This is a genomic window from Metabacillus lacus (assembly GCF_009674805.1).
Lineage (GTDB): Bacteria > Bacillota > Bacilli > Bacillales > Bacillaceae > Metabacillus_C > Metabacillus_C lacus.
Map to the genome: position 1 here is coordinate 1 of NZ_WKKI01000005.1, position 26,070 is coordinate 26,070.

24 protein-coding genes are annotated in these 26,070 nt (G+C 42.9%); 11 read left to right on the plus strand and 13 right to left on the minus strand.

The genetic code is table 11. The features are described from left to right. Positions 1–923 precede the first annotated feature (923 nt). From GJU40_RS04615 to hemE, 5 genes are all read right to left on the minus strand, one after another. Entirely contained in the window at positions 924–3,485 is a 2,562-nt protein-coding gene (locus GJU40_RS04615; RefSeq protein ID WP_154306584.1) for a YhgE/Pip domain-containing protein, read from the minus strand. A gap of 70 nt (positions 3,486–3,555) precedes the next feature. After that, the gene (locus GJU40_RS04620; RefSeq protein WP_154306585.1) at positions 3,556–4,128 is read right to left on the minus strand and encodes a TetR/AcrR family transcriptional regulator; all 573 of its coding nucleotides are present in this window, start codon (positions 4,126–4,128) and stop codon (positions 3,556–3,558) included. 124 nt (positions 4,129–4,252) lie between these two features. Next, a complete protein-coding gene (gene hemY / locus GJU40_RS04625; protein ID WP_343031411.1) occupies positions 4,253–5,659 on the minus strand; it encodes a protoporphyrinogen oxidase in 1,407 nt (468 codons plus the stop codon). A 111-nt stretch (positions 5,660–5,770) separates the two neighbouring features. Beyond that, a complete protein-coding gene (gene hemH, locus GJU40_RS04630) occupies positions 5,771–6,703 on the minus strand; it encodes a ferrochelatase (RefSeq protein ID WP_343031400.1) in 933 nt (310 codons plus the stop codon). A gap of 86 nt (positions 6,704–6,789) precedes the next feature. Next, on the minus strand, positions 6,790–7,842 hold the full coding sequence (gene hemE, locus GJU40_RS04635; protein WP_154306587.1) for a uroporphyrinogen decarboxylase: 1,053 nt from the start codon (positions 7,840–7,842) through the stop codon (positions 6,790–6,792). A 1,495-nt stretch (positions 7,843–9,337) separates the two neighbouring features. Between hemE and GJU40_RS04655 the strand changes: the two genes are divergently transcribed. Beyond that, positions 9,338–9,547 (plus strand): hypothetical protein, encoded by a 210-nt coding sequence (locus GJU40_RS04655; RefSeq protein ID WP_154306591.1) that lies wholly within the window; start codon positions 9,338–9,340, stop codon positions 9,545–9,547. 163 nt (positions 9,548–9,710) lie between these two features. Here GJU40_RS04655 and GJU40_RS04660 read toward each other — a convergent pair whose 3' ends face one another. Beyond that, positions 9,711–11,855 carry a transglycosylase domain-containing protein gene (locus GJU40_RS04660; protein ID WP_154306592.1) on the minus strand — a complete coding sequence of 715 codons (2,145 nt, stop codon included), beginning with the start codon at positions 11,853–11,855 and terminating at the stop codon, positions 9,711–9,713. Between the two features lie 145 nt (positions 11,856–12,000). Between GJU40_RS04660 and GJU40_RS04665 the strand changes: the two genes are divergently transcribed. Beyond that, positions 12,001–12,510: an antibiotic biosynthesis monooxygenase family protein gene (locus GJU40_RS04665; protein ID WP_154306593.1), complete on the plus strand. Its 510-nt coding sequence runs from the start codon at positions 12,001–12,003 to the stop codon at positions 12,508–12,510. Between the two features lie 218 nt (positions 12,511–12,728). Further along, on the plus strand, positions 12,729–13,907 hold the full coding sequence (locus GJU40_RS04670) for a M20 family metallopeptidase (RefSeq protein ID WP_425481195.1): 1,179 nt from the start codon (positions 12,729–12,731) through the stop codon (positions 13,905–13,907). A gap of 70 nt (positions 13,908–13,977) precedes the next feature. On the opposite strand, the gene GJU40_RS04675 is transcribed toward GJU40_RS04670, so the two are convergent. The 3 genes from GJU40_RS04675 to GJU40_RS04685 all read right to left on the minus strand — a co-directional run bounded on the left by GJU40_RS04675 (position 13,978) and on the right by GJU40_RS04685 (position 16,764). Next, positions 13,978–14,706 carry an EcsC family protein gene (locus tag GJU40_RS04675; protein WP_154306594.1) on the minus strand — a complete coding sequence of 243 codons (729 nt, stop codon included), beginning with the start codon at positions 14,704–14,706 and terminating at the stop codon, positions 13,978–13,980. Positions 14,707–14,807: 101 nt separating this feature from the next. Continuing rightward, positions 14,808–16,031 carry an ABC transporter permease gene (locus GJU40_RS04680; protein WP_170289325.1) on the minus strand — a complete coding sequence of 408 codons (1,224 nt, stop codon included), beginning with the start codon at positions 16,029–16,031 and terminating at the stop codon, positions 14,808–14,810. Beyond that, on the minus strand, positions 16,015–16,764 hold the full coding sequence (locus GJU40_RS04685) for an ABC transporter ATP-binding protein (RefSeq protein ID WP_154306596.1): 750 nt from the start codon (positions 16,762–16,764) through the stop codon (positions 16,015–16,017). The genes GJU40_RS04680 and GJU40_RS04685 overlap by 17 nt, the downstream gene beginning before the upstream one ends. Positions 16,765–17,330: 566 nt before the next feature. Between GJU40_RS04685 and GJU40_RS04690 the strand changes: the two genes are divergently transcribed. The 3 genes from GJU40_RS04690 to GJU40_RS04700 all read left to right on the plus strand — a co-directional run bounded on the left by GJU40_RS04690 (position 17,331) and on the right by GJU40_RS04700 (position 19,635). Further along, positions 17,331–17,750 carry an HIT family protein gene (locus GJU40_RS04690; protein WP_154306597.1) on the plus strand — a complete coding sequence of 140 codons (420 nt, stop codon included), beginning with the start codon at positions 17,331–17,333 and terminating at the stop codon, positions 17,748–17,750. A gap of 167 nt (positions 17,751–17,917) precedes the next feature. After that, positions 17,918–18,994 (plus strand): 3-phosphoserine/phosphohydroxythreonine transaminase, encoded by a 1,077-nt coding sequence (serC, locus tag GJU40_RS04695; RefSeq protein ID WP_154306701.1) that lies wholly within the window; start codon positions 17,918–17,920, stop codon positions 18,992–18,994. Between the two features lie 113 nt (positions 18,995–19,107). Next, positions 19,108–19,635, plus strand: a complete 528-nt coding sequence (locus tag GJU40_RS04700; RefSeq protein ID WP_154306598.1) for a tryptophan transporter — start codon at positions 19,108–19,110, stop codon at positions 19,633–19,635. A gap of 55 nt (positions 19,636–19,690) precedes the next feature. On the opposite strand, the gene yhzF is transcribed toward GJU40_RS04700, so the two are convergent. Further along, entirely contained in the window at positions 19,691–19,882 is a 192-nt protein-coding gene (yhzF, locus tag GJU40_RS20670; protein WP_170289326.1) for a membrane protein YhzF, read from the minus strand. A gap of 143 nt (positions 19,883–20,025) precedes the next feature. Here yhzF and GJU40_RS20675 point away from each other — a divergent pair, with 143 nt between their 5' ends. Both GJU40_RS20675 and GJU40_RS04710 read left to right on the plus strand, forming a co-directional pair. Continuing rightward, positions 20,026–20,382: a YtxH domain-containing protein gene (locus GJU40_RS20675; RefSeq protein ID WP_170289327.1), complete on the plus strand. Its 357-nt coding sequence runs from the start codon at positions 20,026–20,028 to the stop codon at positions 20,380–20,382. Between the two features lie 188 nt (positions 20,383–20,570). Beyond that, positions 20,571–21,155: an HTH-type transcriptional regulator Hpr gene (locus GJU40_RS04710; protein WP_154306600.1), complete on the plus strand. Its 585-nt coding sequence runs from the start codon at positions 20,571–20,573 to the stop codon at positions 21,153–21,155. A gap of 7 nt (positions 21,156–21,162) precedes the next feature. On the opposite strand, the gene GJU40_RS04715 is transcribed toward GJU40_RS04710, so the two are convergent. Then, positions 21,163–21,504: a DUF1878 family protein gene (locus tag GJU40_RS04715; RefSeq protein WP_154306601.1), complete on the minus strand. Its 342-nt coding sequence runs from the start codon at positions 21,502–21,504 to the stop codon at positions 21,163–21,165. Between the two features lie 205 nt (positions 21,505–21,709). Between GJU40_RS04715 and GJU40_RS04720 the strand changes: the two genes are divergently transcribed. The 3 genes from GJU40_RS04720 to GJU40_RS04730 all read left to right on the plus strand — a co-directional run bounded on the left by GJU40_RS04720 (position 21,710) and on the right by GJU40_RS04730 (position 24,670). Further along, a complete protein-coding gene (locus tag GJU40_RS04720; protein WP_154306602.1) occupies positions 21,710–22,252 on the plus strand; it encodes a DUF3267 domain-containing protein in 543 nt (180 codons plus the stop codon). A gap of 152 nt (positions 22,253–22,404) precedes the next feature. Continuing rightward, entirely contained in the window at positions 22,405–22,587 is a 183-nt protein-coding gene (locus GJU40_RS04725) for a hypothetical protein (RefSeq protein ID WP_154306603.1), read from the plus strand. A 1,195-nt stretch (positions 22,588–23,782) separates the two neighbouring features. Then, entirely contained in the window at positions 23,783–24,670 is an 888-nt protein-coding gene (locus tag GJU40_RS04730) for a peptidylprolyl isomerase (RefSeq protein WP_154306604.1), read from the plus strand. Between the two features lie 82 nt (positions 24,671–24,752). Here the strand turns inward: GJU40_RS04730 and GJU40_RS04735 are convergent, their stop codons facing one another. After that, a complete protein-coding gene (locus tag GJU40_RS04735; RefSeq protein ID WP_154306605.1) occupies positions 24,753–24,947 on the minus strand; it encodes a sporulation YhaL family protein in 195 nt (64 codons plus the stop codon). A 60-nt stretch (positions 24,948–25,007) separates the two neighbouring features. After that, complete coding sequence (gene yhaM, locus GJU40_RS04740; RefSeq protein ID WP_154306606.1) at positions 25,008–25,946, minus strand: 3'-5' exoribonuclease YhaM; 939 nt, start codon at positions 25,944–25,946, stop codon at positions 25,008–25,010. Positions 25,947–26,070 lie beyond the last annotated feature (124 nt).

A 26,070-nucleotide genomic window follows, 5' to 3' on the forward strand; every position in this document is an offset into this window, starting at 1 on the left:
TCCTTTATTAGAAGTCACGGATAACGTGGGTTTAGCTTCTAGTTTAGGAGATTTTTTTGCATTCGTCCATAAAAAATCCCCCTATAATTTCAATTAATAGAGGGTAATTAAATTGATCTTTTGGCCTGTGGATACATATGCAATGATAGTGGAAAAATTCAGCCTATACACCTAGAAAACTGCTAAATGGATGATTTTCAGCAGCTTAAGCGGAATTCATTCCCTTATTTCCCCTTTGAAATGCCCTATTTTGAAATGTAACCGGAATTCTTACGCTTATTTTTTCTTTGTTGGGATATGGCGTCTTGTGGATTTAGAATTCATAACCGATTTCTTTAGAACGATTATTCAGTAGCTGAAAACAATGTTGCGCAAGAGTGAATAATAGGACTCTTCCTTTTTACACAATTATACAGACTTAATCCATTGTTTAATAGATTTCTATTGATTTTAAACTTTTGTCATCATTACTTATATCCATGATGACCCTGGTCTGCTAAATAGCCGTAACATTTCCGCTTATTGGATAAATAGCATAAAAAAAGCCCTGTATAACCGGAGGTATTCCGTCTATGGATCTCAAAGCAGCATAAAATAAGGGTTTTTAGGAGCATAACCGGAAAAGCTACCCTTATTTTCACTAAAGCAAGCACCCTTTCACATTTAACCGGAAAGGCTCCGCTTATTTTGCTTCCGCAAATTACATGCAGTTCAATTTGCAGACCATCAATACCTGCTGATCGTCGACAATATTATGAAGAAATGAGGTATAAATAAATCAATAAATCAGTAGTACCTTATATAACAAAAAAAATGCTTATCAATTCTAGTAACAAATTGATAAGCATTTTTTAATGTTTGCGATAAGTAACGAACCCGTTACCCGCAGGAAACCCCTGCTCTTCATCTATCTCTTCTATTGCTTATTCAGCAACAGGATCCAGCTTTACGACCTCTTGTTGTGCATTCTTTCTTTTACGCAATACCGCAGTAAAATACAAAAATGTTCCAAGCATACATGCTGATGCGAAGCTTAGCAATATCCATGCCTGTGACCACATAAAACCATGATCACCGGTTGAAATAACCGCTTTAAACCCTGCAACTGAGTAGGTCATTGGCAGCCATTCATGAAATGACTGCAGTGGTAAAGGTATCAATTCCAAAGGAAAAGTTCCGGCACTCGTTGTCAGCTGAAGTATTAAAATCAGGATTGCAGCAAAGCGGCCGGGATCTCCCAAAGAAGTGACAAGAAATTGGATTAGAGCTATAAATGTGATGCTTGTGATTATACTGAACAGGATAAATAATCCCGTATGCTGCACCTCAATACCCAGGCCGAACAATAAGATGGCGTCCGCAATTAAAGCCTGTATCACACCAACCACTGCCAGAATACCGAACTTGCTTAGGAACCATCCAAAACCTGATGAGGGAGTTCCTGCCGGTTCCCTTAAAGGAAATACAATAGAAAGTAGAAGAGCTCCGACAAACAGGCCGAGAGAAATGAAATAAGGGGCAAAGCCGGTACCGTAGTTAGGAACAGCATTGATCCTTTCATTTTTTATCTCAACAGGTTTAGATACCATGCTGTACAAATCTTCGGAACCATTCACTTCGCTGGTTGCTTTTGCAGCATCTGCCAGTTTTCCTGACAATTCACCAGTCCCTTCTGCCAGTTGAGCGGCACCATCATTCAAAGCACCGGCGCCATCTGCCAGCTGTGAGGATCCTTTTTGAAGCTCATTGGATCCTTCTGCAAGCCTGCTGATTCCGGATGAAAGCTCTCTGCTTCCTCCTGCAAGCATGCCAGAGCCTGCTTTTGCTTCTGCAAGCTTTTCAGAAAGTGTCATATGGCCATCTGAAAGTTCCCCAAGGCCGGACTGTAGTCCCGAAGCCCCTGCATACAGCTGCTCTTGTCCGGCTGTTACCCTGTCAATTCCGTTACTAAGAGCTTCGCTGCCTTTACTCAGCTGTGCAGCTCCCGCAGCAAGCCTTTCCTGACCCTCAGCCGCTTTTGCAATTCCTTCCTGAAGAGCAGCCTGCCCGTTCTGAAGCTCCTTCGCTCCCTTATAAAGTGATTCCTGTCCGGCTGCAGCCCTGCTAAGTCCTTCTGCAAGGGCTGACTGTCCTTGCTGCAGCTCCAGCATTTTAGCAGACAGCTCACCTGCTCCCCCGCTCAGCTGCTCAGTTCCTTGGGCAAGTTTCCCAAGGTTTCCTTCCAAAGACCTGCTGCCTTCTGTTAACGCTTTGAGAGAAGCAGACAGCTCCTGCCTCTGAGTTTCTGGAAGAGAATCAAGGGCAGGCATCAGCGCCTGCAAGCTGGAAGATAACTGCTCCAGCCCTTCCGCTATTTCTTTTGCCCCCTGCTGAGCCTGCTTATTTCCTTCTGATGCCTTTTGCAGTTCAGAAGAAAGCCTGTCTGCACCCCCGCTGATGTTTTTCGTACCTTCTGTCAGAAGAGGGGCGTTCTTCTCCATTTCTCTCAAGCCTGAAAGCGACTGAGACAAACCGTCGGCAAGGGAGCCTGTTCCTTCAGTCAGTGCAGGTACCTTAGCCTCCATTTCTTTCATTCCGGCCAAAGAGGCATTCAGCCCGCTGTAAAGCCGGCTTGATCCCTCTGTTAGTGCAGGGCTTTTTTCCTGCATTTCTTTCAGCCCGCTGAGAGAGCTTGCAAGCCCTCCGCTAAGCTGTGCAGATCCTTCTGCTGCCTGTTCCGTTCCCAGAGAAAGCTTTCTCTGCCCTTCCTGAAGCTGCCCAAGCCCTTGTTCCAAAGACGTTACGCCCTCTGTGACATCTTCTGCTCCGCCGGAAGCAGCAGCAAGGCCGTCTTTAAAGGTAATTGAGCTTTCAGCAAGCAATTGAAGGTTTTCTTTGATTGCTCTTGTGCCGTTTTCAACCTCAGAAGAACCTTCCGAAAGTCTTTCAGCCCCTTCACTTGCCTGCCATAAGCCGTCTCCCAGCTTCTCAATATTGGCAAATATGCCCTCAGCATACGTTTTAGTTAACTCTGCCGAAACTTCACCTTTTATGCGGTCAACTGCTGTTTCGCCAATCTGGGCGGAAAGAAAATTAAACCCTTCGTTCGGCGTATATACCAGCTCAATTTTTTCAGGGTGCTCATTCAGAAGCGTCACAGCATTGCTGGATGCATCTTCAGGGATTTCAATCAACATATAATATTCCTGATTTTTCAGACCCTGTTCTCCCTTTTGGCGGTCTACAAACTTCCACTGAAACTGGTCGTTCTCCTTCAGCTTTTCAACCAAATCGCTTCCTACTTGTACATTCTTCCCCTGAAGTTGAGCACCACTGTCCTCATTCACAACCGCTACCGGAAGTTCACTCAGCTGGCTGTAGGGATCCCAGAAAGCCCAGAGAAACATTCCGCTGTACAAAACAGGTATAAACAAGACAGCAATAACGGGAATCAGCACTTTCCTATTTGTTAAAAGTGCTTTCCATTCTTTCAGCAACATTGACATCTTTTCTCCTCCAATTACTAATTGACCATATTGTTCATTTGGTCATTTTTCTTCAAAAATCAAGGATCATCTATTTTGATAATCCTTTCAGCAGGTAAAGCTCAAAATATTTCGCTATTTGTTCCTTCTCAAGAGGAGCGTGCTGCTTTTCCCAATCAAAAATCAGCGATATATACAATTTCAGCATCACAAAGGCAGTCAATTCAGGATCACAGTCCTGCAGTTCTCCTTTTTGAATTGCAACAGAAATTCTTGACTTAATATGATCAATGATCATCTTTTCAAGACGCTGTACAACCTCCTGTACCGCAGGTGTCCCCAGCTCCGCGCTTTCCTGAAATATTTTAATGGTGAGCTGGTGCTTTCTTCGGTATTCCAAAATTCTGTACAAAGCACGGTGAACATTTTCAAAAAAAGAGCTGTTCTGGTCTATTGCTTTATCTGCTTCATCCCGCATTTCTTTCAGGAGTGATGACACAATCTCATCGAACAATTCTTCTTTGTTTTTAAAAAAGGTATATATTGTTCCTTTCCCTACATTTGCCAATCTGGCAACCTGTTCCATTGTTGTGGCTTTATAGCCATACTGCGCAAATGAATTTGCGGCCGCCTCCAAGATCAGCTGCTTGCGGTCTACACTCAATCTTTCAACCCCCTGACGAAATGACCGAATGTGAATTCTGGTCAAAAATAAATTTAACACACTTCACTGAATGTAAGCAAGAAAAACCTTTCCCGCTTGAGAAAGGTTTTCTTGCTGAATGTATTTATTTCTTGCTCAAAAAGAAAACCGTCTGCTTTACTGCCGCTATGCCTTGATCTATACAGTCCGGAAGGCCAATTCCCTCATAGGAAGAACCGGCAAGGAAAACACCAGGATATTGCTGTGTCATTGCTTCCTTTATTTCCGTGATTCTTTCTTTATGGCCAAGGCCGTATTGAGGCATTGCCTGCTTCCATCTTGATACATAGTAAAAGTCAGGCTCTCCTTCTATATGGATAATTCTTTGCAAATCCTCCAGAACAGCTTTTACAATGACATCATCCGGCTGATCTACAATCGCCTCTTCTCCTGCCTTTCCAACATAAGCGCGCAGGAGGACCTTGCCTTCCGGCGCAGTATGAGGCCACTTTTTGTCAGTCCATGTACAGGCAGTGATAGTGTAATCACTGTTCCTGGAAACCACAAAGCCGGTACCTTCCTTGTCCATGCTGACAGCTTCCTTTGGAAACGCCATAGCTACTGTTGCTACAGATGTAGCTTTCATGCTCTTTAAATAGTCAAAAGCAGGATCCTCTCCGAACATGGCTGGAACGGACAGATGCGGTGAAGTCACAATGACTGAATCAGCAGCGATGCTTTCTCCATTATTTAACTGAAGACTGTACGCGTGCTCTTCCTTTTGAATGGACACCACTCTGATTCCTTTCCGAATCTCCGTATCTGTCAGATGCTCCTCCATTGTTTTTACAAGCGTTTGAAGCCCGCTCTTAAACGTTTGGAATATCCCCTTTTTCACAGAATGCTTTTGATTGGATGAAGGGGTGCTTTTTTTCATTCCCAGTATCAGGCTTCCGTGCTTTTGCTCAACTTCATAAAATTGAGGAAAAGTTGACATCAGGCTGAGCTGATCTATATCTCCGGCATATATACCTGAAAGCAGAGGCTCTATGAGATTTTCTACTACCTCATTTCCAAGTCTTCTTCTAAAGAAATGGCCAAGTGACTGATCTCCCGCCACCTTTTTTGCCGGCATAACAAAATCAGCTGCTGCTCTTGCTTTTCCTGTAAGGCTGAACATGGAGTTTGCAACAAAAGGCTTTACCTTCGTCGGTATCCCCATCACTGCTCCTTCCGGAATCGGATGCAATCCGCCTTTCACGAGAACAAAGGATCTTCCGGTAGCGTTATTAACCAGTTCACTGCCAAGGCCCAGCTCTTTGGCCAGGTTGGGAGCACTTGCTTTCCGCTCCAGAAAAGAATCCGGTCCGCGTTCAATAATAAACCCATCCCGGTAAACAGTCTGTATTTTGCCGCCAAGCTTTGGACCAGCCTCCAGCAGCGTAATATCCAAAGAAAGATTCTGCTCTGCTTTTTCTTTCTGCAAATAGTATGCTGCTGCAAGGCCAGTCAGTCCTCCGCCAATTATCACTATCTTTTTACTCAAGGTGATCGCCTTCTTTTTCTGGTTCTGTTGTGATCAGCCGCTTTATTTAGGTCAGAAGTCACTCTATACATCTTTCCTGCCATGCAACAAAGATGCAGCAGCCATTTAACAAACAGATTATTTATTCAGCTGCTTCATTACAACAGCAGCCAATGTGTCAATAAACTCGGGCTTTGCATTCGGCATTTCCGGCCGGTAGTAAGAAGCACCAATTTCATCGGTTACTACCTTGCACTCATAATCATTGTCATAAAGCACTTCAAGGTGGTCAGCCACAAATCCTACAGGGATATAAACAAAAGCGGTGTATCCTTTTTCGTTATGCAGATCCCTTGTTAAATCCTGCACATCCGGCCCCAGCCATGGTTCAGGAGTATTTCCTGCACTTTGCCAGCCAACTTCGTAGTTTTGAATTCCTGCTCCCTCTGCAATCAATTTAGCCGTTTCTTCTAATTGCTGCGGATATGGATCTCCAGCTGAAATGATTTTTTCAGGAAGGCTGTGCGCTGATACAATCAGGACCGCCTTTTCCCGTTCTTGTTGCGTCATGGAAGCATAAGTGTCCGACACTTGTTTCACCCAGTAATCAATAAACTTAGGCTCTTCATACCAGCTTTCAACCGAAGTGATGCTGAGTCCGCCAATCCGTTCCGCTTCCTCTTTTGCACGGCCGTTATATGATTTTACACTGAAGGTAGAAAAATGAGGCGCAAGAACAATGCTTACCGCTTCTTCAATTCCATCTCTTTTCATGTTCTGAACAGCATCTTCCACAAATGGCTCAATGTGTTTTAAGCCAAGATACATGTGAAATTCAATATCTTCCTGAATGCTGTTAAGATGTGCCTCAAGCTTTTCCGCTTGTTCCAGAGTGATTTTGGCAAGCGGAGAGATTCCGCCGATTGCTTCATAGCGGTCTTTTAAATCCTGAAGGCTTTCCTCACTCGGCTTCCGCCCGTGCCTGATATGCGTATAGTATCTTTCAATATCTTCTTCTTTATATGGAGTCCCGTAAGCCATAACAAGAAGGCCCATTTTCTTTCTTGCCACTTTCAACACCTCTTTTATCAAAATAAGTAATGTTAAGCTATTTCTCTATTTTTACATTACGAATCCCAAAAAGCCAAAAAGGATGCTCAGCGGGACTGTTTTACTGAGGAGGAGTACTCATGAATGAAACTTGTCAGCTTTTTGAGCGTTTCCGGCTTTACCTCCGGAAAGACTCCATGGCCTAGGTTAAACAAGTAGCCGCTGCTCTGCATGCCCTGATCCAGAATGTGCTTTGTTTTTTCTTCAATCACTTCCCAAGGTGCAAGCAGGATGGCAGGATCAAGATTTCCCTGAAGCGTTTTCGTCAGCCCCAGCTCCCGTGCCTCTGAAACCTGCATCCTCCAGTCAAGACCAACAACATCAATAGGAAGATCATGCCATTCCTTTGCTAAATGGCTCGCTCCAACACCAAACATAATCAGCGGAACACCTTCTTCTCGCAGCTCAGAGAAAATCCGTTCCATAACCGGTTTTATAAAGTAGCGGTAATCAGCCACATTCAGGGCTCCAACCCAGGAATCAAAAATCTGGATTGCCTTTGCGCCTGCTTTGATCTGGGATTTCACATACACAATTGTTGTATCTGCAAGCTTGTCCATTAAAGCAAACCAAGCTTTCGGCTCAGCATACATAAATGCCTTTGTTTTATTATAATTCTTGCTGGGACCGCCTTCTATCATATAGCTGGCAAGGGTAAAAGGCGCCCCGGCAAATCCGATAAGCGGCACGTTCAGCTGCTCTGTTGTCAGCAGCTTGATTGTATCAAGAACGTAAGGTACATCTTCTTCAGGGTGTATCTCTCCAAGCTTTTCTATATCTTCCACCGAACGAATCGGGTTGCTGATCACTGGCCCAATGCCCGTTTTAATCTCGACGTCCACGCCAATTGCAGGCAGCGGAGTCATAATATCTTTATATAAAATTGCTGCATCCACGTCATACTGCTCAACAGGAAGCCGCGTCACATAAGCACACAGCTCTGGCTGGTGCGTAATCTCAAACAAGCTGTATTTTTCTTTCAAAGCTCGATACTCGGGCTGTGAACGTCCAGCCTGCCGCATATACCAAACCGGCACGTGCCCGGTCTCTTCGCCTCTGGCAGCTCTCAGGAAAGTATCGTTAAATGCTTTTGTTGTCATGGAAAATCCACCTCTCTATGTATAAAAAACCCTCTTTTATCCTATATTTGCTCTTTACAATATAACCGTTTCCAAAGTTGATGTACAGGCAGGGGCAGCAAATGTCGATAAATTGTCTAAAACAACAACCCCGCAAACCCAAACCAATTCACCCTGACCTCCCTTAATGTACCCTAAAGTGGACTGGGGAAACAAGAAAAGCGGAACCGGCCTGCTCAGCCGCGACAAGCATAAGATGGCTTGGACGTAAGGGCGCTTTTTGCCCTTATGGCCGAGACAGCTTATGACCTCGAGCGGCTGGCCGGTGGAGCTGGACAATGAAGAAAAGCGCAGGCAGCTTGCCAGGCCCGACAAGCATAAGACAGCTTGGATGGAAGGTCGCTCTTTGACCTTTTGGCCAAGATGGCTTATGACCTCGAGGGCCTAGCTGCCGGAGCTGGACAATGTAGAAAAGCGGAAGGCGCCTGTTCAGCGGCGACAAGCATAAGACAAGCATATCTAAAAGGCGCTCTTTGCCTTTTTGAGATGATTGGCTTATGACCTCGAGCCGCTGGCGCCTGGAGCTGGACAATGTAGAAAAGCGGAACCTTAGATAAAGGAAGTCATGCTAAGAGCGCCACGTCCTGTGGCAACGCATGACTGTCCGACGTCGTGTCGGCCTTCGACAAGCATAAGATGGCTTGGACGTAAGGGCGCTTTTTGCCCTTATGGCCGAGACAGCTTATGACCTCGAGCGGCTGGCCGGTGGAGCTGGACAATGTAGAAAAGCGCAGGCAGCTTGCCAGGCCCGACAAGCATAAAGACAAGCATAACTAAAAGGCGCTCTTTGCCTTTTTGAGATGATTGGCTTATGACCTCGAGCCGCTGGCGCCTGGAGCTGGACAATGTAGAAAAGCGCAGGCAGCTTGCCAGGCCCGACAAGCATAAGACAAGCTGGAATGAAGGTTGTTCTTTGACCATGTGCTTGCTTTTATCCTTATTTGAGGGCTGCGATCGAAAGGGACTTAACTTGTATCCTTGAATGAAGGCAGCCACCAAGGAAAAAATAAGCGGACAAATTCCAGTTAACGCCAAAAATTCACTTATTTCCGGCTATATAAGGGAAGGATTTCCGGTTATTCCCTTAAAAGATATCCAATTTGAGCTTTTTCAGGTGCATAGACGGAATTCCTCCGTCTATGAAAGGCTGTTTCCATGGAATTTTACGGTTAAGCGGAATTTCTACGCTTATTTGCTGGCCGAACGAAGTGCTCCAACCGCAACTCATTTCCTAGTATGAGAGAACCAAGCGGAATAGTTCCTAGTAGCCCAAGTGCTTTTCTAGAAATCCCAACCGGAATAATAAATGCGAATAGCTTTTCCTATACTGTGCTAGTAATTCTTTTCCCACCCTGTTCAACTACTGCACAGCTCGTGTTATAATAAATTGCTTAGAATATTGAACGGAAGCTCGCAGGAGCCTACACAGTTCAATATCATTTGGAGGTATAAGTAGATGAATAAACGATGGACCATTCATAAAATTAGAGAGTTTGTTGAGAAAAACTCTGATAGCAAACTTCTTTCCACAGAATATCACGGTTTTTCTCAGAAGTTAGAATTTCAATGTGCATGTGGAAACAGGTTTGAAAAGACGTTCACAAAATTTAAGAATAATCAGCAGCAGAAGTGTGATGTATGTCAGCCGCCCAAAACATCCAGGTAACCTGCAGGGTTCAGTGCGAATTAAGATGAAAACAGAAATGGCTTTTGCAGAAAGAGCTGAGTTTAGATAGATTCAAAAAGCTTGCAGATGATTTTCACTGCGGGCTTTTTTGTATACTTCCAAAGAGAAAAGCCCGCTTCTTCAAGCGGGCTGATATCTTATTTTATTTTCTTGAGGTAAAAAGAGTTGGCTCAACAAATGCCGAACCTGCTCCTTCTTTCTTTGTTTGTGTATTGTAGGGAACCACTTTATAGGATGTATCTGAGAAAATGTTGGCATAAGGCACATCAAAAGAGCCTTCACCTGTGACAGAGCCAACCATTCGTTCTTCGCCGTTTTTCGGTTTTTCATATACCCTGTACTCTACTCTTTCATCATTTTGCGGCGTCCAGTTAATTCTGACAGTTACGAGTCCGAATGTTTTAAAGGTGTAGCCTATTTCAATGTCTTCCAGCTCCGCCAGGCGGATTGGATCTTCAAGCTCATTTGCTTTGCCCGGCTTGATAAAAGCAAGATCCTTTTTAATAGGAGATTGAGCGGCTATTTCTTTAAATAATTTAGTTGGAGCTGCGCTTCCCTGGGTAAGATAGTGCTGCTCATCTGTCTGATCATACCCCATCCAGATGACACCCGTTACTTCAGGGGTATATCCGGCAAACCATGCATCCATCACCGCACCTTTTTTACCTGGATAAGAGGTTGTCCCGGTTTTACCTGCCAGCGTGCCCTGATAGCTGCCGGTTCTTGCAGTTCCTTCGTCAACCACTTTTTCGAGCATTTTAGTCATATACCATGCCGTCTGCTGAGAGAAGATCCGCTTTTCTTCCTCTTCAGGTGCCTCAATCTCTTTCCCATGCTGATCTTCAAGCTTTTCTATAAAAAACGGTTCGCTGTATACACCGTTCCGGGGAAATGTCCGGTATGCCCCTGCAAGCTGAAGCGGGCTTACCCCTTCATTCAGACCTCCAAGGGCAATGGCAAGACCGTTGTCCTTAATCGGCATACCCATCTGAGCAAGATAGGTTTTCCCTTCTTTTACACCTATTTCATTCAATGTCCATACAGCCGGAATGTTTTTCGATGCAATTAATGCATCATACATGGTGACTTCTCCTCCATACTCCCCTGTATGATTTTTAGGCGCGTAGTCACCAAAGGTTTGTTCATTATCGTCCAGAAGAGAATAGGGGTGAAATTCTCCGCTGTCTATTGCAGGGCCGTACACAGCCAGAGGCTTAAAGGCAGATCCGGGCTGGCGCTTGCTTTTGACTCTGTTAAAGCCTTTCGGCGTATAATTTCTTCCTCCTATAGCCGAAAGGACTCCGCCCGTTTTATTATCAAGCAGCACAAACGAACCTTGTGCCCCGTTGTCCGTTCCGGGAAAATAAGAAGCATCTGCAAATTTTTCAAAAGCTTGCTGCTGAATGTCCTGATTCATTGGTACGTAGATTTTATATCCGCCCCTCAGAAGCTCCTCATTAGATATGCCATATTTCCGTTCAGCTTCGTCCATCACAAGGTCGATATAAGAATCTAGCCAAGGTTTTTCCGTTTTTTCAGAAAGGGACAGCTGCACCGTTTTACCTTGGGTGCGCACTGCTTCCTCTGATGTAATATAGCCTTCCTGCTGCATAAGCGAAAGCACCAGGTCACGCCTCCCTTTGCTTTTTTCAAGGTGATTGACCGGTGAATAGCTGTTTGGTGCCTTTGGAAGCCCGGCGAGCAGTGCACCTTCCTCCAGCGTCAGTTGTGAAGCCTGTTTATTAAAATAGAATTTTGCAGCAGCCTCGATTCCATATGCGCCATGTCCAAAGTAAACCTGATTCAGGTACATTTCCAGAAGCTTTTGCTTGCTGTATTCACGCTCCAAATTGATGGCAATCACAGCTTCTTTGGTTTTTCTGAGCATGGATTTTTCATGAGACAAAAATATATTTTTGGCGAGCTGCTGTGTAATTGTACTCCCGCCTTCCACCTTGCTGCCAGCGAGAATATCCTTATAAAGTGCTCTTCCTATCGCCCTGAAGTCAATACCATGATGTTCATAAAAACGCTTATCTTCCACTGCAACAAATGCTTCCTGTACATGCTGCGGTATCTCTTCAATTCCTATGAGCTTCCTGTTTTTCGTAAACAGCTTTGTTAATTCCTCTCCGTTGCTGTCAGCCAGTACAGAGGCAGATTCAAACACGAGCTTTTTTTCATCTATTACATAATTCCCCATTAAAAGAATCATTAGGTAACCAGCCAGAGCTATGACAAAGGTTACCAGCATGAGGGTAACCAGTCGAAATAAACTTTTTCTCATTCATTGCTCACCTCACTAGTCTGTTACATGTATTATTGTTATTTATTGGCGGGTATATGTGCAAAATTCTCAAAATAGCATTTCTAAAGTTCAGTTGATATAATGGCATTAGAAAAATGCATTTTATAAAGCGGGGTGTATGGTATTGAATTTCTATATAACATATGGGACGTTTTCCTATCTATCTTCGTTACAAAAAAAGCATGAAGATGCACAAATTCAGTTTTTGCACAACAGTGAACAAGCTGTTCTCCTGCATGAAACTTCAGGAAAGTCGCTGTTTAGCGAACCAAAAAAATATGAGATTGTAGACTCTGCAGGTGACATAGTTAACGCCAAATTCGCAGTATTAAATAACATCCCTGTAACAGAAGAAGGCCGTCCCCTTTTTGAAAACAGATTCAAGGCAAGAGCCAGGCTGATCGAAAATGAACCTGGTTTTCAGGCAATCAGGGTGCTCCGCCCTCTAAACAGTGATGTGTATGTAATCCTGACGCTCTGGGATTCTGAGAAATCCTTTAAGAACTGGCAGGAGTCCAAAGCTTATGAAAAAGCACATGAAAAGCGCGGAAGCTCTGAAGGAATCAGCCAGCAGCAGATTTTTTCAAGACCTTCCTATGTAACAACCTACTACGCTCCAGAAGAAGAAAATTAACTCTTGCTCATTGCAAGGGTTTTTTTGTTTCCTCTGCACCCTTCTTAATCTTTTGCATTCTACCATACATTTTATTTCTGCGGTATTCACCACTGTCGAAGTTTATTGCTCTAGCGAAGCTGTTTTGTTTGTAAACATTTCTGAATTCTTATAAAATTATTTCTAATTTACTATCTATTTCATACTGTTAACTATTCAGACTTTTGAGGAGGATTATCTTGCAGCATAGAATTGAAGAAGAACTTGGCCATTCCTACCCGGAAATGGTTGAGATTCGCAGGCATTTGCACATGCACCCTGAGCTTTCTTTTCAGGAGGTAAAAACAGCCGCTTATATTGCCGGCTATTACCGAGACCTTGGAATTGAAGTAGAGGAAAATGTGGGAGGAAACGGGGTTGTCGCCACCATTCATGGAGGGCTCCCCGGAAAAACTGTTGCATTAAGGGCTGACTTTGATGCCCTTCCGATCCAAGACGAAAAGGATGTACCCTACCGATCAACTGTACCAGGCGTGATGCATGCATGCGGCCATGACGGCCATACGGCTGCACTGCTTGTTCTGGCGAAAACCCTCCATACCAACAGGGCTCAATTGAAGGGGAAAATTGTATGTATTCATCAGCATGCGGAAGAATATGCACCGGGCGGAGCAAAATCCATGATTGAAGGGGGCTGTCTGAAAGGTGTAGATGTCATTTTCGGTACACATTTATGGGCAAGTGAACCCCTCGGGAAAATTCAATACAAGGAAGGCCCTATGATGGCTGCTGCTGATCGCTTTACAATCTCCATTCAAGGCAAAGGCGGGCACGGAGCACAGCCTCATAAAACAAAAGATTCCGTGGTAATTGCTTCGCAAATTGTTGTTAATTTGCAGCAGGTTGTCAGCAGAAGAGTGGACCCTGTCCATCCGGCTGTTGTGACTGTCGGCTCCTTCAAAGCTGAAAATGCTTTTAATGTGATTGGTGATACAGCAGAGCTGGTTGGAACGGTCCGGACCTTTCAAGAGGATGTTAGAAGCCAGATTGAAGAAGAAATTAGAAAAGTGGTTGCGGGCGTTTGTTCCATGTGGGATGCCGAGTATGAATACAATTTTGACAGAGGCTATCCCGCGGTAGTCAATGATCCTGAAATCACAAGTTATTTTAAAAAAGCTGCAGAAAAAGTTGACGGCGTTTCATCTGTTGAGGAAAGTGAGCTGCAGATGGGAGGAGAGGATTTTTCCTATTACCTTCAGCATGTGAAAGGAACCTTTTTCTTTACCGGAGCGAACCCGAACGGAACTGAACCTGCACCCCCTCACCATCATCCGCGCTTTGATTTTGACGAGCGGGCCATGCTGCTTGCTGCTAAAACATTGTACCGGGCAGCTGCTGATTACCAAAGTGAAGATTAAAACAAAATCCGCAGATACTCTGCGGATTTCTGACTGCAGCCTATACAATGTCTGCAGTTTTTTCTTATATTCAATTCTCAGCGGAAAAGCCCTCACTGCCTTTTAACAGCCTGATGCGGAAGCAATTTACTGCGCATTCTCCCAAATGGGCAATCAGCTGATAATTTGCTGTTCCCCCAACGACTGCACCAACTCCCGGCAGCACTTGAAGCATTTTCACTAAATCAATGTGGTCACGGTATTCCTGCTGCAGATCCTGCCAGTTTAACAAGTACTTGTCCCGATCCCCTTGATCCCAGTTTTCAATGATGTCAAACAGTTCTGCGCGTTTATCTTCTCTCGAAAAGGCAAGCTGAAAAATATAAAGAAGAAAGTATCTTTCCTCCTTCTTCCCTGTATGAAACCCATAAACACCAGACAGCTCGAACAGGCATTTCATTTTTATACTTAATAAAAGAGGAAAATCTGCCATCCCAAGGAGAATTCCCCCCGCTCCGGTACCTGCCCCTTCAAGAGCAGCTGCTTTTTGATATTTCGAAATGACATCAGCTGCCAGCCCGTCCCTTTGCTGAAGCGTAAGAGAGCTTGTATCTTTCTGATAGGTTGTTGCATGGGAACCAATAACTGTAGCCTCAACCATTTTTCTGATACTGGCCGTTACCGCCTGATGAAGCTTTTCCGGCAGCTTGTCATTTACTTTATTTTGAAACGCCTTTGACATCCGCTGAAATCGAGAACCCTTTCGCAGCATGCGAAGCTTCCATAAGTTTATTTCATTTTTCACAGCTGTCTCGTACATTCCGGGAATCCCTCCATTCTTAAGGCTCCTGCTTATGCCGTCTCCCACAGGTGATGGACAGCCAGGTCAGAAAAACCCGGAACTGCAGGCTGCTTCAGACATTACTGTACGCCAAAGCGTTTAAGCCGTTTGGCCACATAGATTCTTACAAAAACAAAAGCAAAAAGCATTCCTCCGAGCAAGCTGAATAAAAAGGCAGTAACACCTGCAGCAACCAGAACAGCAATTGACAGAAGTACAGCCTGAACACTCAATACGAACAGAAGAACCTGAAGAAACTTCGGCTTTCGATGAGCCAGTGCCGCTGGATACAAATCCGGCAGTGTCAGCATATCAAAATGCTGATATAACCCGATCAGCTGGATTCCGGTTATATAAATGACTGCAAGGGAGAAAATAGGAGCAGCTATCTCTCCAGGCGACAAAGACACAATTAATACTGCAAATATCACTGTCAGTCTCGCAAACACCCCAAAATAGTCACTGGACCTGAGAAAGGCCCGGGCGTAAAGATATTGATAAACATTTTCTCTGTTGTAGGAAATCAATCTGAGCACAGGATCAAGATACGCCCTTCTTTTTGCTTGTTTTCTAAGCTTCGGTACATCTGTAAACAAGTTGGCAAGTCTATAAAATGCCTGCTTACGCAAATACTCCTGGCGTATTAAATAATCCCATTTGATTCCTTTCCCTTTAGCCTGCAGGGAAATATACAGATACAAAAGAAGCATGATCAGGTACACTGCCAGAGCAAACAAATATGCGTTCTGCAGAATAAAATAAATCACTGCAGCATTCAGAGCAAATCGGACAGCGGTGCTGAAAAGGCCTGTAAAAGGCTCCTGTAGAAAACTTATTTTCCAGCTCAGCATCATATTCCAGCTTCTAATAGCCAGCAGCTGAAGAAATATCAGCAAATATTGAATTCCTGTAGCATCAGTCACAGCAAAATATAAAGGAGCAAGCCCTGCTCCAAGGAGCAGAAGCGGATACAGACCGCTGAAAAAGCTGTACACCTTCGCCTTTTTAAAATATTCATCCATTTTCATCTCAAGCGGGAGCAAAAAAACCAAGTCGGGTTCTTTCAGCAATGTTCTGACCGCAGCTTTTACAGTGACGGCCGCAAAAACAAAGGTCATGATCCAAACCGCCGGAAAGGATTCATCTAAAGTGCTGAGCCAGTCCTGATACCAAAGAGCTCCCCCTGCTCCAAGAAAAATCAGAACAAACAGCAGGTGGTCATTCATCATATATCTTAAATATGCTCTGACTTCAGTTACATGTGCATGGAGTCGTGTCGTCCAAATATCATGAATGTTCTTCATCTTCGTCTTCCTTTGTAAGCTGAATATAAAGGTCGTCAAGCGCTGCATGAGGCATACCAAAGGCTTCTCTCAGCTGAGCGAGCGTTCCTTTTGCTTTTACTTTTCCATTATGGAGAATGATAAATGAATCGCAATAACGTTCAGCAGTAGCCAGGATATGTGTGGACATCAGGATTCCGGCACCTCTTTTTTTGGCTCCATCCATCATCTCAAGCAAAGAATTGATTGCCAGCGGATCAAGGCCTACAAACGGTTCATCAATGATGTAAAGCGAAGGTTCTATTAGAAAAGCGCACATGATCATTACCTTTTGTTTCATTCCTTTAGAGAAGTGAGCGGGAAACCACTTTAAACGCTTCTCCATTCGGAATTCTTTTAACAGCGGGTGCAGCCGTTCCTGAAATTGTTCCTTGCTGAGACCGTATGCCATCGCAGTCAACTCTAGATGTTCAAACAGTGTCAATTCTTCATATAAAATTGGTGTTTCCGGTATAAAAGTAAATTCCTGACGGTAACCGGAAGGATCCTCACCGAATGTTTTTCCATTTATTTTAATGTTTCCTTCCCGAGGCTCCATTGTTCCGATGATATGTTTAATGCTGGTACTTTTTCCTGCTCCGTTCAAGCCTATTAAACCAACAATGCTGCCTTTATCAACTTCAAAAGAAACATTCCTGAGGACGGGGTTTCTTGTATATCCTCCTGTCAGCTGTTCCACTTTTAATAGCGTCATGTTCATTTCCTTCCTTGATTAGAGAGTCTTTTCTTTATCTTAACAAAATGTCTGCCGGCTTGTCTCATTCTTCTCGGCGCGATTTGTTACACATACATATTCATTGTGTTTCTGGACATGCTAAAAGAGAAGAAGGGATAACATATTCCATTGGAAAAAGAGGGTGTTTGTCAAAGACAGTTTTCTTTTCCTGCTATGTTCCACTTTTCTATAAAGGGGATGATCGTCTTTAACAATGCATCATAAGCATTGTTGCAGGCATAAAATCATTTCGAAATGAGGTGTTTGCGGGCCGGAAGATACGTGTATCAGACGCTCGTTAGCTGGATCATTTTGCAGATGGGGTGTTTGTCAAAGACGAAGCCAGGTTGAAAGCCATACACTTTTCATATCATTGTGAATGGGGTGTTTGTCAAAGACAGTAACTTCTTAAGACCCAGTGTTATACTCCCTTCTTCCTTCAAAACAGGGCAATCAGCTGATTGCCCTGTTTCTTTATGAAGCCAGGGGAAATATGGTAAGATGTTGTACATACTAGATATAATCTGCAAAGAAAGGGTGACAGGATGAGCGATTGTATTTTCTGCCGTATTGTGAACGGAGACATTCCAGGTGCCAAGGTTTTTGAAAATGAACATGTGCTGGCTTTCCTTGATATTAGTCAGGTAACAAAAGGGCATACACTGGTTATTCCAAAGATTCATAAAGAAAACATTTATGAGCTGACTCCGGAGATTTCCAGAAATTTGTTTGAAGTTGTTCCTAAGATTGCCTCCGCCATTAACAGGCAGTTTAACCCGGTCGGTATGAATCTTTTAAATAATAATGGCGAACAGGCCGGCCAATCTGTTTTTCATTATCATGTACACCTGATCCCCCGCTACGGTAAGGGAGATGGTTTCGGTGCTGTTTGGAAAACCCATGCAGAAGAATATTCGCCGGAAGATTTAAGAGAAATTGCGCATTCCATCGAAAGCAATCTGTAAGGAATCACAGTCTGTAGTTGTGCCCGCCTCTTTCGAAGAAGCGGGCTTTTTGCTTTCGGTAAATAAATTTTCGCAAAATTTTCATTATTCCCTCTTTCACCTCAAAGTTTTTCATGATAGCATAAAGGCATTATTTAACCTAGTAAAGCGTAAAAGGTGGGATCATGATGTTCCGTTCAATTAACTTTAATGCCGGCCCTGCGGCATTGCCACAGGAAGTCATTTTAAAAGCACAGGAAGAGCTGTTTGACTATCATGGAACAGGAATGTCCATTATGGAGATGAGCCATAGGAGCAAAGAATTCCATGCTGTTCACGTTCATGCACAGTCAATGCTGAGAGAAATTATGGACATTCCCGATACACATGAAGTCCTTTTTATGCAAGGGGGAGCCAGCCATCAATTTGCAATGGTGCCAATGAACTTCCTGCATCCCGGACAAACGGCCCACTATATCCTGACAGGGACATGGGCTGAAAAAGCTTTACAGGAGGCTGCTTCTCTTGGGTCAGTTGACGTGCTGGCCAGTACAAAAGAAACCGGCTACCGCTCAGTTCCTGCAGAGTTATCAAAAAAGCCGTTACACTCCGCTTACACACATATTACTTCCAACAACACGATTTACGGTACACAATGGCAGTCATTCCCCGAAGTAGAGGACAGGCTGATTGCCGATATGTCCAGTGATATTATGAGCAGGAAAATAGACGTTTCAAAGTTTTCACTTATTTACGCCGGGGCACAAAAAAATCTCGGGCCTTCCGGAGTAACTGTTGTGATTGCTGACAAGGATTTTTTAGGAACAGCACAGAGAGAACAGCCTAAAATTCTTCAATACAAAACTTTCTCAGATTCAAATTCGCTCTATAATACACCGCCAACATTCTCAATTTATATGCTGGCGCTTGTCTTGGAATGGACACTGGAAAGAGGCGGCATCCATGCAATTGAAAAAGCAAACAATGAAAAGGCGCAGCTGCTTTATCATGAGATTGACTCAAGTGAAGGTTTTTATGAAGGACATGCAGAAAAAGGCAGCAGATCACAAATGAATGTAACATTCCGCCTGCCGTCCGAAGATTTGACAGCGGAATTTCTGAAGGGAGCTGCAGCTGAAGGAATGGTCGGACTGCCTGGACACAGGTCTGTTGGCGGCTGCAGAGCCTCCATCTATAATGCTGTTCCAATCACTCATTGCGAGGCGCTTGCTGAATATATGGAAAAATTCAGAAAAAAGAATTAATCCTACCACAAATGTCTCAACTTCTGCTATAATACCCCATAAGGACTTCTGCGCTGGGAAAACAGTTCACCAGCGGGGAGCCAAAGAAAAGTTTAGCAGAGGAGAGTTGAGAAATGAATACACGTCAACTAGTAACAATGTCACTTTTGGTAGGAATCGGTGCAGCACTTCACGGAATAGTTCCACCTGTTTTTAATGGAATGAAGCCTGATATGATGCTGACCATGATGTTTCTTGGCATACTGCTGTTCCCAAGCGCTAAAAATACACTGCTGCTCGGGCTTGTGACAGGAATTCTGTCAGGGCTCACGACAAGTTTTCCAGGCGGACTGATTCCGAATGTCATTGATAAGCCTATTACAGCATTTGTATTCTTCTTTATGCTTGTTGCAGTCAAAAAGTTTGCTGGGTCTACAATCACCGCAGGTATTCTTACAGCGGTGGGGACACTGGTTTCAGGAGCTGTTTTCCTGGGCGCAGCGCTCACGATAGTTGGATTGCCGGGCGGTGCAGGATTTGCTGCATTGTTTATTGCAGTCGTTCTTCCGGCAACTGGATTGAATACAATTGCCATGGCGCTGATTTACCCTATTGTACAGTCAATTATGAAACGTTCAAACTTAGTCAGTGTGAATGAATAATCAGCAACCCGATCCTGTTGAAGGATCGGGTTTATTTTTTTATTCAGCTTTCATACTACTGAAGCCAGTACAGCATAAAACTGATTAACAGTGAAATACTGCCTCCGCTTACCAATACAAATACTTTATCCTTCAACGTCCTTTTGGGCGGATAGGACGCCGATGACTGGAAAAGCTTAAAATAATGAAATGCCCCTACATACAGCAGAAAACCAATTACAAAAAACAAGAAAATTATCCCTGCCAATTCTTCCTCCCCCCTTTTACATATATATCTATGCCAGGGACAAAGCTTTTATGTGTAAAAGCATGTCTCAAAGGGTAGTGTTGGGTAAAGGGACTTTTTACACGGTGACATCCAAAATAAAATGTATTATTGGAGTGATTTCAATGGCTAGAAGCAAGTCTATTTTACTTGGTCTCCTCGTTGGTACAGTCGTTGGAGGTGCAGCTACCCTGCTGACTTCACCTTCCTCAGGAAAACAGGTGCGCCAGCAAATAAGAAACAACAAAGAAAAAATGACAGATTCCGTGAACCAGATGAAAAGTGAAATTCGGGTTCTTAAGCAAACAATTACCAACGCTTCTAAAGATAGCGCAGATGTGCTGAAGGAAGTGTCTGCGGAACTGAAACAATCTGTTCAGGAATGGCAGGTTGACATTGAACCAAACAAAGAGGATCTGCAAAAAGAATTAAGTGAAATTGAAGACAAGATTAAGGAATTGGAAACAACTGTCAAGCAGTAGAATAGTTTCATATGAAAGTAATTGAGTAAGCTGCCTGCTTTACATGGGCAGCTTTTATCATCTAAAATCCCTGTAATAGCAGTTATTATAAAGATTTTTTAAAAATTCACAAATTTTCATCTTTATTAATCTTTATTTTATTGGCATAATAGAAGTATGAGTTTAGAGAAAAAAAGTAGGTGATTGTGATGAAGAGAAATGAAAAGGATTACACCATCAAAGAGGCTCTTCTATTCAGCCAGCGGATCGCACAGCTCAGCAAAGCATTATGGAAGTCTATTGAAAAAGACTGGCAGCAATGGATTAAACCCTATGACCTGAATATAAACGAACATCATATTTTATGGATTGCTTATCACTTGAAGGGTGCTTCTATCTCAGAGATTGCTAAATTTGGCGTTATGCATGTTAGCACAGCATTTAATTTTTCAAAAAAGCTGGAAGAAAGAGGTTACCTCGTTTTTTCAAAAAAGGAAAACGACAAACGAAATACTTATATTCAATTGACAGAAAAGGGAGAGGAAACGCTGCTTGCCCTTCTGGAGGATTATGATCCGTCCAGAAACGCTGTATTTAAAGGAGCTCTTCCGCTGCAGCAGCTCTACGGCAAATTCCCTGAAATCATCGAAATGATGTCAATTATCCGCAATATATACGGCGATGATTTTATGGAAATCTTTGAACGCTCTTTTCAGAATATTGAAGAAGAATTTATAGAAGACAACGGAAAACTAAAGAAGAATGAACAAATAGAAAATAAGGCAGAAGCATAAGACGTTCTTATTTTCCATGCTGAAGGATGACGATAAATTCCTTCATCAATTCTGTATAAAGCCCTTGCTTGTATAGTGCATGTATTGTGTCATTAACAGGCAGCTTAGTGGTCAGCTGTCCCGCAAACTGCGTAAGGAGGTTCTCATGGAGAACAAGGCCTTGCGCTTTTTGCTTTTGCAGCAGTTCACTAAGTTCATCGCACAGGGCTGTTACTCTCTGCACATCTCCTTCTCCAAGCTCCCTGTCCATAATGAGGCCGTAGAAAGGGTAGGCATCCCTGTTTCCCATTTCTATTGCAAGCTTGAAGTAAAATTCAAGTTTTTCCAGCCTTTTTTCCAGAGATCTCATATCCCATCTTCCTATCTCAATTTTAATAGTATCTGTTCATCATTTTATCCAAACAAAGTTTTGAAGGAAAGCCAAATCCATTATTTTTGTAAAAATTGTATAAAACCGCTTACAGTTTTAAAGAACCTATTGATTTTTTTTAATCAGCGTCGTAAAGTATGTGAGTGGTAAAAATAAGGTCAAATTTTTTTGGAAGGTGATTTCTTTGTATTGCTGGAAGACGGTTAATCTATCAAAAGATTACGGACTTCACCGGATTGTATTTATCTCTGTCTTACTATCTATTTTTTCGTTTATTATGCTCTATCTTCCTTTGAACATGATACACGGCGAAACAGTCCTGAAAAGTGACAAATTTTTGTTTTTTCTCGCACTAATATGCCTGACTGTTCCCATTCATAAATGTCTGCATGTTTTGCCGCTGCTTTTATGTGGTAGAAGAATTTCTATAAAGCTTAAAAAACGGGCCTTTTACAGCTTTCTTCATTTTACGCCGTACAGTGGTGTTCATAAAAAACTTATGCTGATATCGCTTTTGACACCTTTTCTGCTTGTGACAAGCATGATGATTTCAGCATCCATGCAGCTTCCTCAATACCTGCACTATTTTAGTATGATTGCTGCCTTTCATATCGGCTGGTGTGTACCAGACTTCCTGTATATCCGTCAGCTAGTCATCGCACCCAAATCATGTATTATTGAGGAATACAATGATGATTTTGAAATATTAATAGATACAAATCCATAAAATTGAACAGAAGCATCCTTTTAGGATGCTTTGTTTATCTCAATAAAATGGTAATATTTTCATATCCAGTATATGCTAAACCTTGTTTCTATCTTTTTGATTCATTATTTGGTAATGTTATAAGAGTATCAGTGAGGGAAGGGAGATCTCTGATGATCGTCTACTACTTTATATTGTTGGCAGTATTTATTATATTCTATATTAATAAACTGACAAACGCCCTCTGCCTCGTAAGAGAAATTCCTGAAGAAAGGCAGCCAGGCGTTTTCAGAACCATTAATATACTGATCACCATACTATTGATTTCTTCTTATGTGGAAATCCTGCTTACATAACACATCAGCAAGAAGATAAACAGTTAAAAGACAGACCAATCAGCAGTTTATTGGTCTGTCTTTTTTATCTATGATATTTGAATAAAGCTGGACAGTACTCTTTCCTGTTGAGTGCACCACTCACCTACTGAGAAATCTAATACAAAGGCAGAGGATCCTTTCAAACAAGGACACCAGTTAGATCCTATATAGTTGCCTTCAACCATAAAAACCTGATAGGTAACAAGTTGAGCGGCTTTAGCCAGTAAATAAACGGAAGAATTTCCCTTATTATGAAAAACTGATTAAAAGTGCTCTTCATAGACGGAGGAATTCCGTTTATCGTTCTTAAAAAGCTCAAAATGGAGGGCTTTTAGGTAGATAACCGGAATTCCTTCCCTTATATAGCCGAAAATAAATGATTTGATTGTGTTAACCGGAATATGTCCGCTTATTTTTCTCTGGGTGTGTTCCCTATACAAAGTAAGATATTCGGTGGTTTCTCTCCACCAAAGAAATCAGATAGGGAGTCCCGCTTTGGCCAGTAAATAAGCGGAAGAATTTCCCTTATTCTGAAGAATTGATTAAAATTGCTCTTCATAGACGGAGGAATTCCGTTTATCGTTCTGAAAAAGCTCAAAATGGAGGACTTTTAAAGGGGTAGCCGGAATTCCTTCCCTTATATAGCCGAAAATAAGTGATGTGATTGTGTTAACCGGAATATGTCCGCTTATTTTTCTCTGGGTGTGTTCCCTATACAAGGTAATGAGTTTGGGTATATTCAGTGGACCCCCTCACCAGTTGGAGTGCCAGATAGAGCCGCTTTGGCCAGTAAATAAGTGGCCGTTCCCGTATGCAACACCTCCTGGGACAACAGAACCGTCCCCGCGTCCCCTGCAACACCTCCTGGGACAACGGAACCGTCCCCGCGTCCCGCCGGGAAGTCCCCCGCGTCCCGCCTGAAGTTCCGCCGCCTGGCTTATTGACACCTCAGATGATCTTCTGTAAGGTATCATATGAAGAGATAGAATGAGTTATTGCCTGCCCTATATGATTTCTTTTCATTAGAAAGCCTTTTCTCCCTTCGTGAATTTATTGTGAACCAATGGATATGTTATCCATTATTAGGTCCCAAAAAGATTTTACTTACGGACACAATATGTTATAGTAATTGGTATGATTGAAAATAACTATCAAAATAGGAGTTGTATTCTACATGAAAAAATTAGCGATCGCAGCTATCACTGCTACGAGCTTATTTGCATTAGGAGCCTGCGATAATAATGCTGCTGATAACTCAGAAGTTGTAGCAGAGACAAAAGCAGGAAATATAACAAAAGATGAGCTTTACGAAGCAATGAAAAACCGCTTTGGTAAAGATGTACTTACGGAACTTGTACATGAAAAAGTGCTGAGCGAGAACTATGAAATTTCAGATAGCGAGGTTGATGCAGAGATTCAAAACCTCAAAGATCAATACGGCCCTCAATTTGAAATGGTTATTGCGCAGCAAGGTGAAAACGTAGTGAAGGAAATGGTGAAAGTAGATTTGCTTCGCCGTAAAGCAGCAGAGGAACAAGTAGAAGTAACTGAAGATGACCTGAAAGAACAATATGAGTCTCTAAAAGGACAAATCCGCGCGAGCCACATTTTAGTGGACGACGAAGAAACAGCAAATGAAGTGAAGCAGAAGCTTGATGATGGCGGAGACTTCGCTGAGCTTGCACAAGAATATTCTAAAGACGGTTCTGCACAAAACGGCGGAGACCTTGGCTGGTTTGGCAAAGATCGTATGGTAAAAGAATTTGAGGATGCTGCATTCAGCTTGAAAGAAGGAGAAATCAGTGCTCCTGTAAAATCTGAATTTGGTTTCCATATTATTCAGGTTACAGAAACTGTTAAACCATATGAAGAAATGAAAGAAGAGCTTGAGGAAGATGTGAAGAGACAAAAAACACAAGATCCTCAAACCATGCAGTCTGCACTTGATGATGCAATTAAAAATGCAGATGTAAAAGTAAGAGACAAAGAACTTGAAGATACATTTACTGCTCCTGAACAGCCTGCTGAGCAACCTGCTGAACAGACTGAAGAAGGTCAGTAACCGTAAAGAAAATTCGGGTGCTTTGCATCTGATAAAGAAAAAGAGCGTGCCATTGTATTTCAATGGCACGCTCTTTTTCTATTCATTCAGCTGCTTCTTCCCTCAAGGCATTTCGCCTTTCTCTATCCTGCTCTATTTTTTCCATAAACACACGGCCTTCTTTTTCAATGTATTCTTCATCAATCAGCTTTTCTTCTTTCGCTGACTTTAGTACCATATATCCGCTGAACAAAATACCGAGAATACAAAGATAAATCCACCATGGAAACATTAGCATGCCGTTTCCTCCTTCACCATACGTTTTACTGATATGTATGAGGGAAGAGGACAAGTTATGCTAAAAAGAAGGTTTATAGAAGGATCGATTTTCAAGTGCAAAAATTCTTTCGGAAAATTCTCCGGGCTTGACCCTTTCCATTGCACGATCCAGCATATTCATTTTTGCGTCCAGGTTATCAATGTAATGGAGGATTTCCGCTTCTTTAATCATTGGCGGCTTCGGGCTCCCCCATTCTGCCTTTCCATGATGACTGAGCACCATATGCTGCAGGATGACTACTTCTTCTCCATGTATATCCAGTTCTTCTGCTGCCTTGGCGATTTCGTTCACCATAATCGTAATGTGCCCCAGCAAATTTCCTTCCACTGTATAAGTAGTAGCTACAGGCCCTGACAATTCTATGACCTTGCCCAGATCATGGAGAATGACTCCTGAATAGAGAAGATCACTATCAAGGCTTGGATATTGAGCAGATATACTCTTAGCCAAATCAAGCATGGACACCACATGATAGGCAAGTCCTGAAACGAATTCATGATGATTTTTTGTCGCTGCCGGATATTCCATAAATGCATCGGCATGTTTCTTCACCAGAAATCTGGTGATTCTTTGAATATTGGAGTTTTTCATTTCAAATATATACTGTGTCAGCTTATCCATCATCACATCTTTTTCTAATGGAGCTGTTTCAAGGAAGTCTCCTACAGATACATTTTCATGCGGCTGTGCAGATCGAATATTTCTGATCTTCAACTGATTTCGGCCCCTGTAGAGGTGAACCTCCCCGGCAATTCTTACAATGCTTTGCGGACTGTAAACAGCCTCGTCATCCTGCTTGACATCCCAAAGCTTTGCCTCAATTTCTCCTGATTGATCCTGCAAAATTAAGGTTAAAAACGGCTTTCCATTGCTGGCCAGCCCCCGAACGGACGATTTGATCAATAAAAACAGATCCACCTGTTCTCCGGGATCATGTTGAATAATACCTTTTGCCATTGCATTTCCCCCTCATTATGGTTACGTAAATTATAACATATCATGATATTTGGAGCAGACTCCGCTGGCTGTGCGGCCTATGTTCTGCCTGACATCCCTTTGCAGGCTTGTATGTATCCTGCAT

Coding starts and splice junctions, on each gene's coding strand:
- GJU40_RS04615 (WP_154306584.1), bottom strand. CDS start 3,485: ATGTCAATGTTGCTGAAAGAATGGAAAGCACTTTTAACAAATAGGAAA.
- hemE (WP_154306587.1), bottom strand. CDS start 7,842: ATGACAACAAAAGCATTTAACGATACTTTCCTGAGAGCTGCCAGAGGC.
- GJU40_RS04655 (WP_154306591.1), top strand. CDS start 9,338: ATGAATAAACGATGGACCATTCATAAAATTAGAGAGTTTGTTGAGAAA.
- GJU40_RS04660 (WP_154306592.1), bottom strand. CDS start 11,855: ATGAGAAAAAGTTTATTTCGACTGGTTACCCTCATGCTGGTAACCTTT.
- GJU40_RS04675 (WP_154306594.1), bottom strand. CDS start 14,706: ATGTACGAGACAGCTGTGAAAAATGAAATAAACTTATGGAAGCTTCGC.
- GJU40_RS04680 (WP_170289325.1), bottom strand. CDS start 16,031: ATGAAGAACATTCATGATATTTGGACGACACGACTCCATGCACATGTA.
- GJU40_RS04685 (WP_154306596.1), bottom strand. CDS start 16,764: ATGACGCTATTAAAAGTGGAACAGCTGACAGGAGGATATACAAGAAAC.
- GJU40_RS04690 (WP_154306597.1), top strand. CDS start 17,331: ATGAGCGATTGTATTTTCTGCCGTATTGTGAACGGAGACATTCCAGGT.
- serC (WP_154306701.1), top strand. CDS start 17,918: ATGTTCCGTTCAATTAACTTTAATGCCGGCCCTGCGGCATTGCCACAG.
- GJU40_RS04700 (WP_154306598.1), top strand. CDS start 19,108: ATGAATACACGTCAACTAGTAACAATGTCACTTTTGGTAGGAATCGGT.
- GJU40_RS20675 (WP_170289327.1), top strand. CDS start 20,026: ATGGCTAGAAGCAAGTCTATTTTACTTGGTCTCCTCGTTGGTACAGTC.
- GJU40_RS04710 (WP_154306600.1), top strand. CDS start 20,571: ATGAAGAGAAATGAAAAGGATTACACCATCAAAGAGGCTCTTCTATTC.
- GJU40_RS04715 (WP_154306601.1), bottom strand. CDS start 21,504: ATGAGATCTCTGGAAAAAAGGCTGGAAAAACTTGAATTTTACTTCAAG.
- GJU40_RS04725 (WP_154306603.1), top strand. CDS start 22,405: ATGATCGTCTACTACTTTATATTGTTGGCAGTATTTATTATATTCTAT.
- GJU40_RS04730 (WP_154306604.1), top strand. CDS start 23,783: ATGAAAAAATTAGCGATCGCAGCTATCACTGCTACGAGCTTATTTGCA.
- GJU40_RS04735 (WP_154306605.1), bottom strand. CDS start 24,947: ATGCTAATGTTTCCATGGTGGATTTATCTTTGTATTCTCGGTATTTTG.
- yhaM (WP_154306606.1), bottom strand. CDS start 25,946: ATGGCAAAAGGTATTATTCAACATGATCCCGGAGAACAGGTGGATCTG.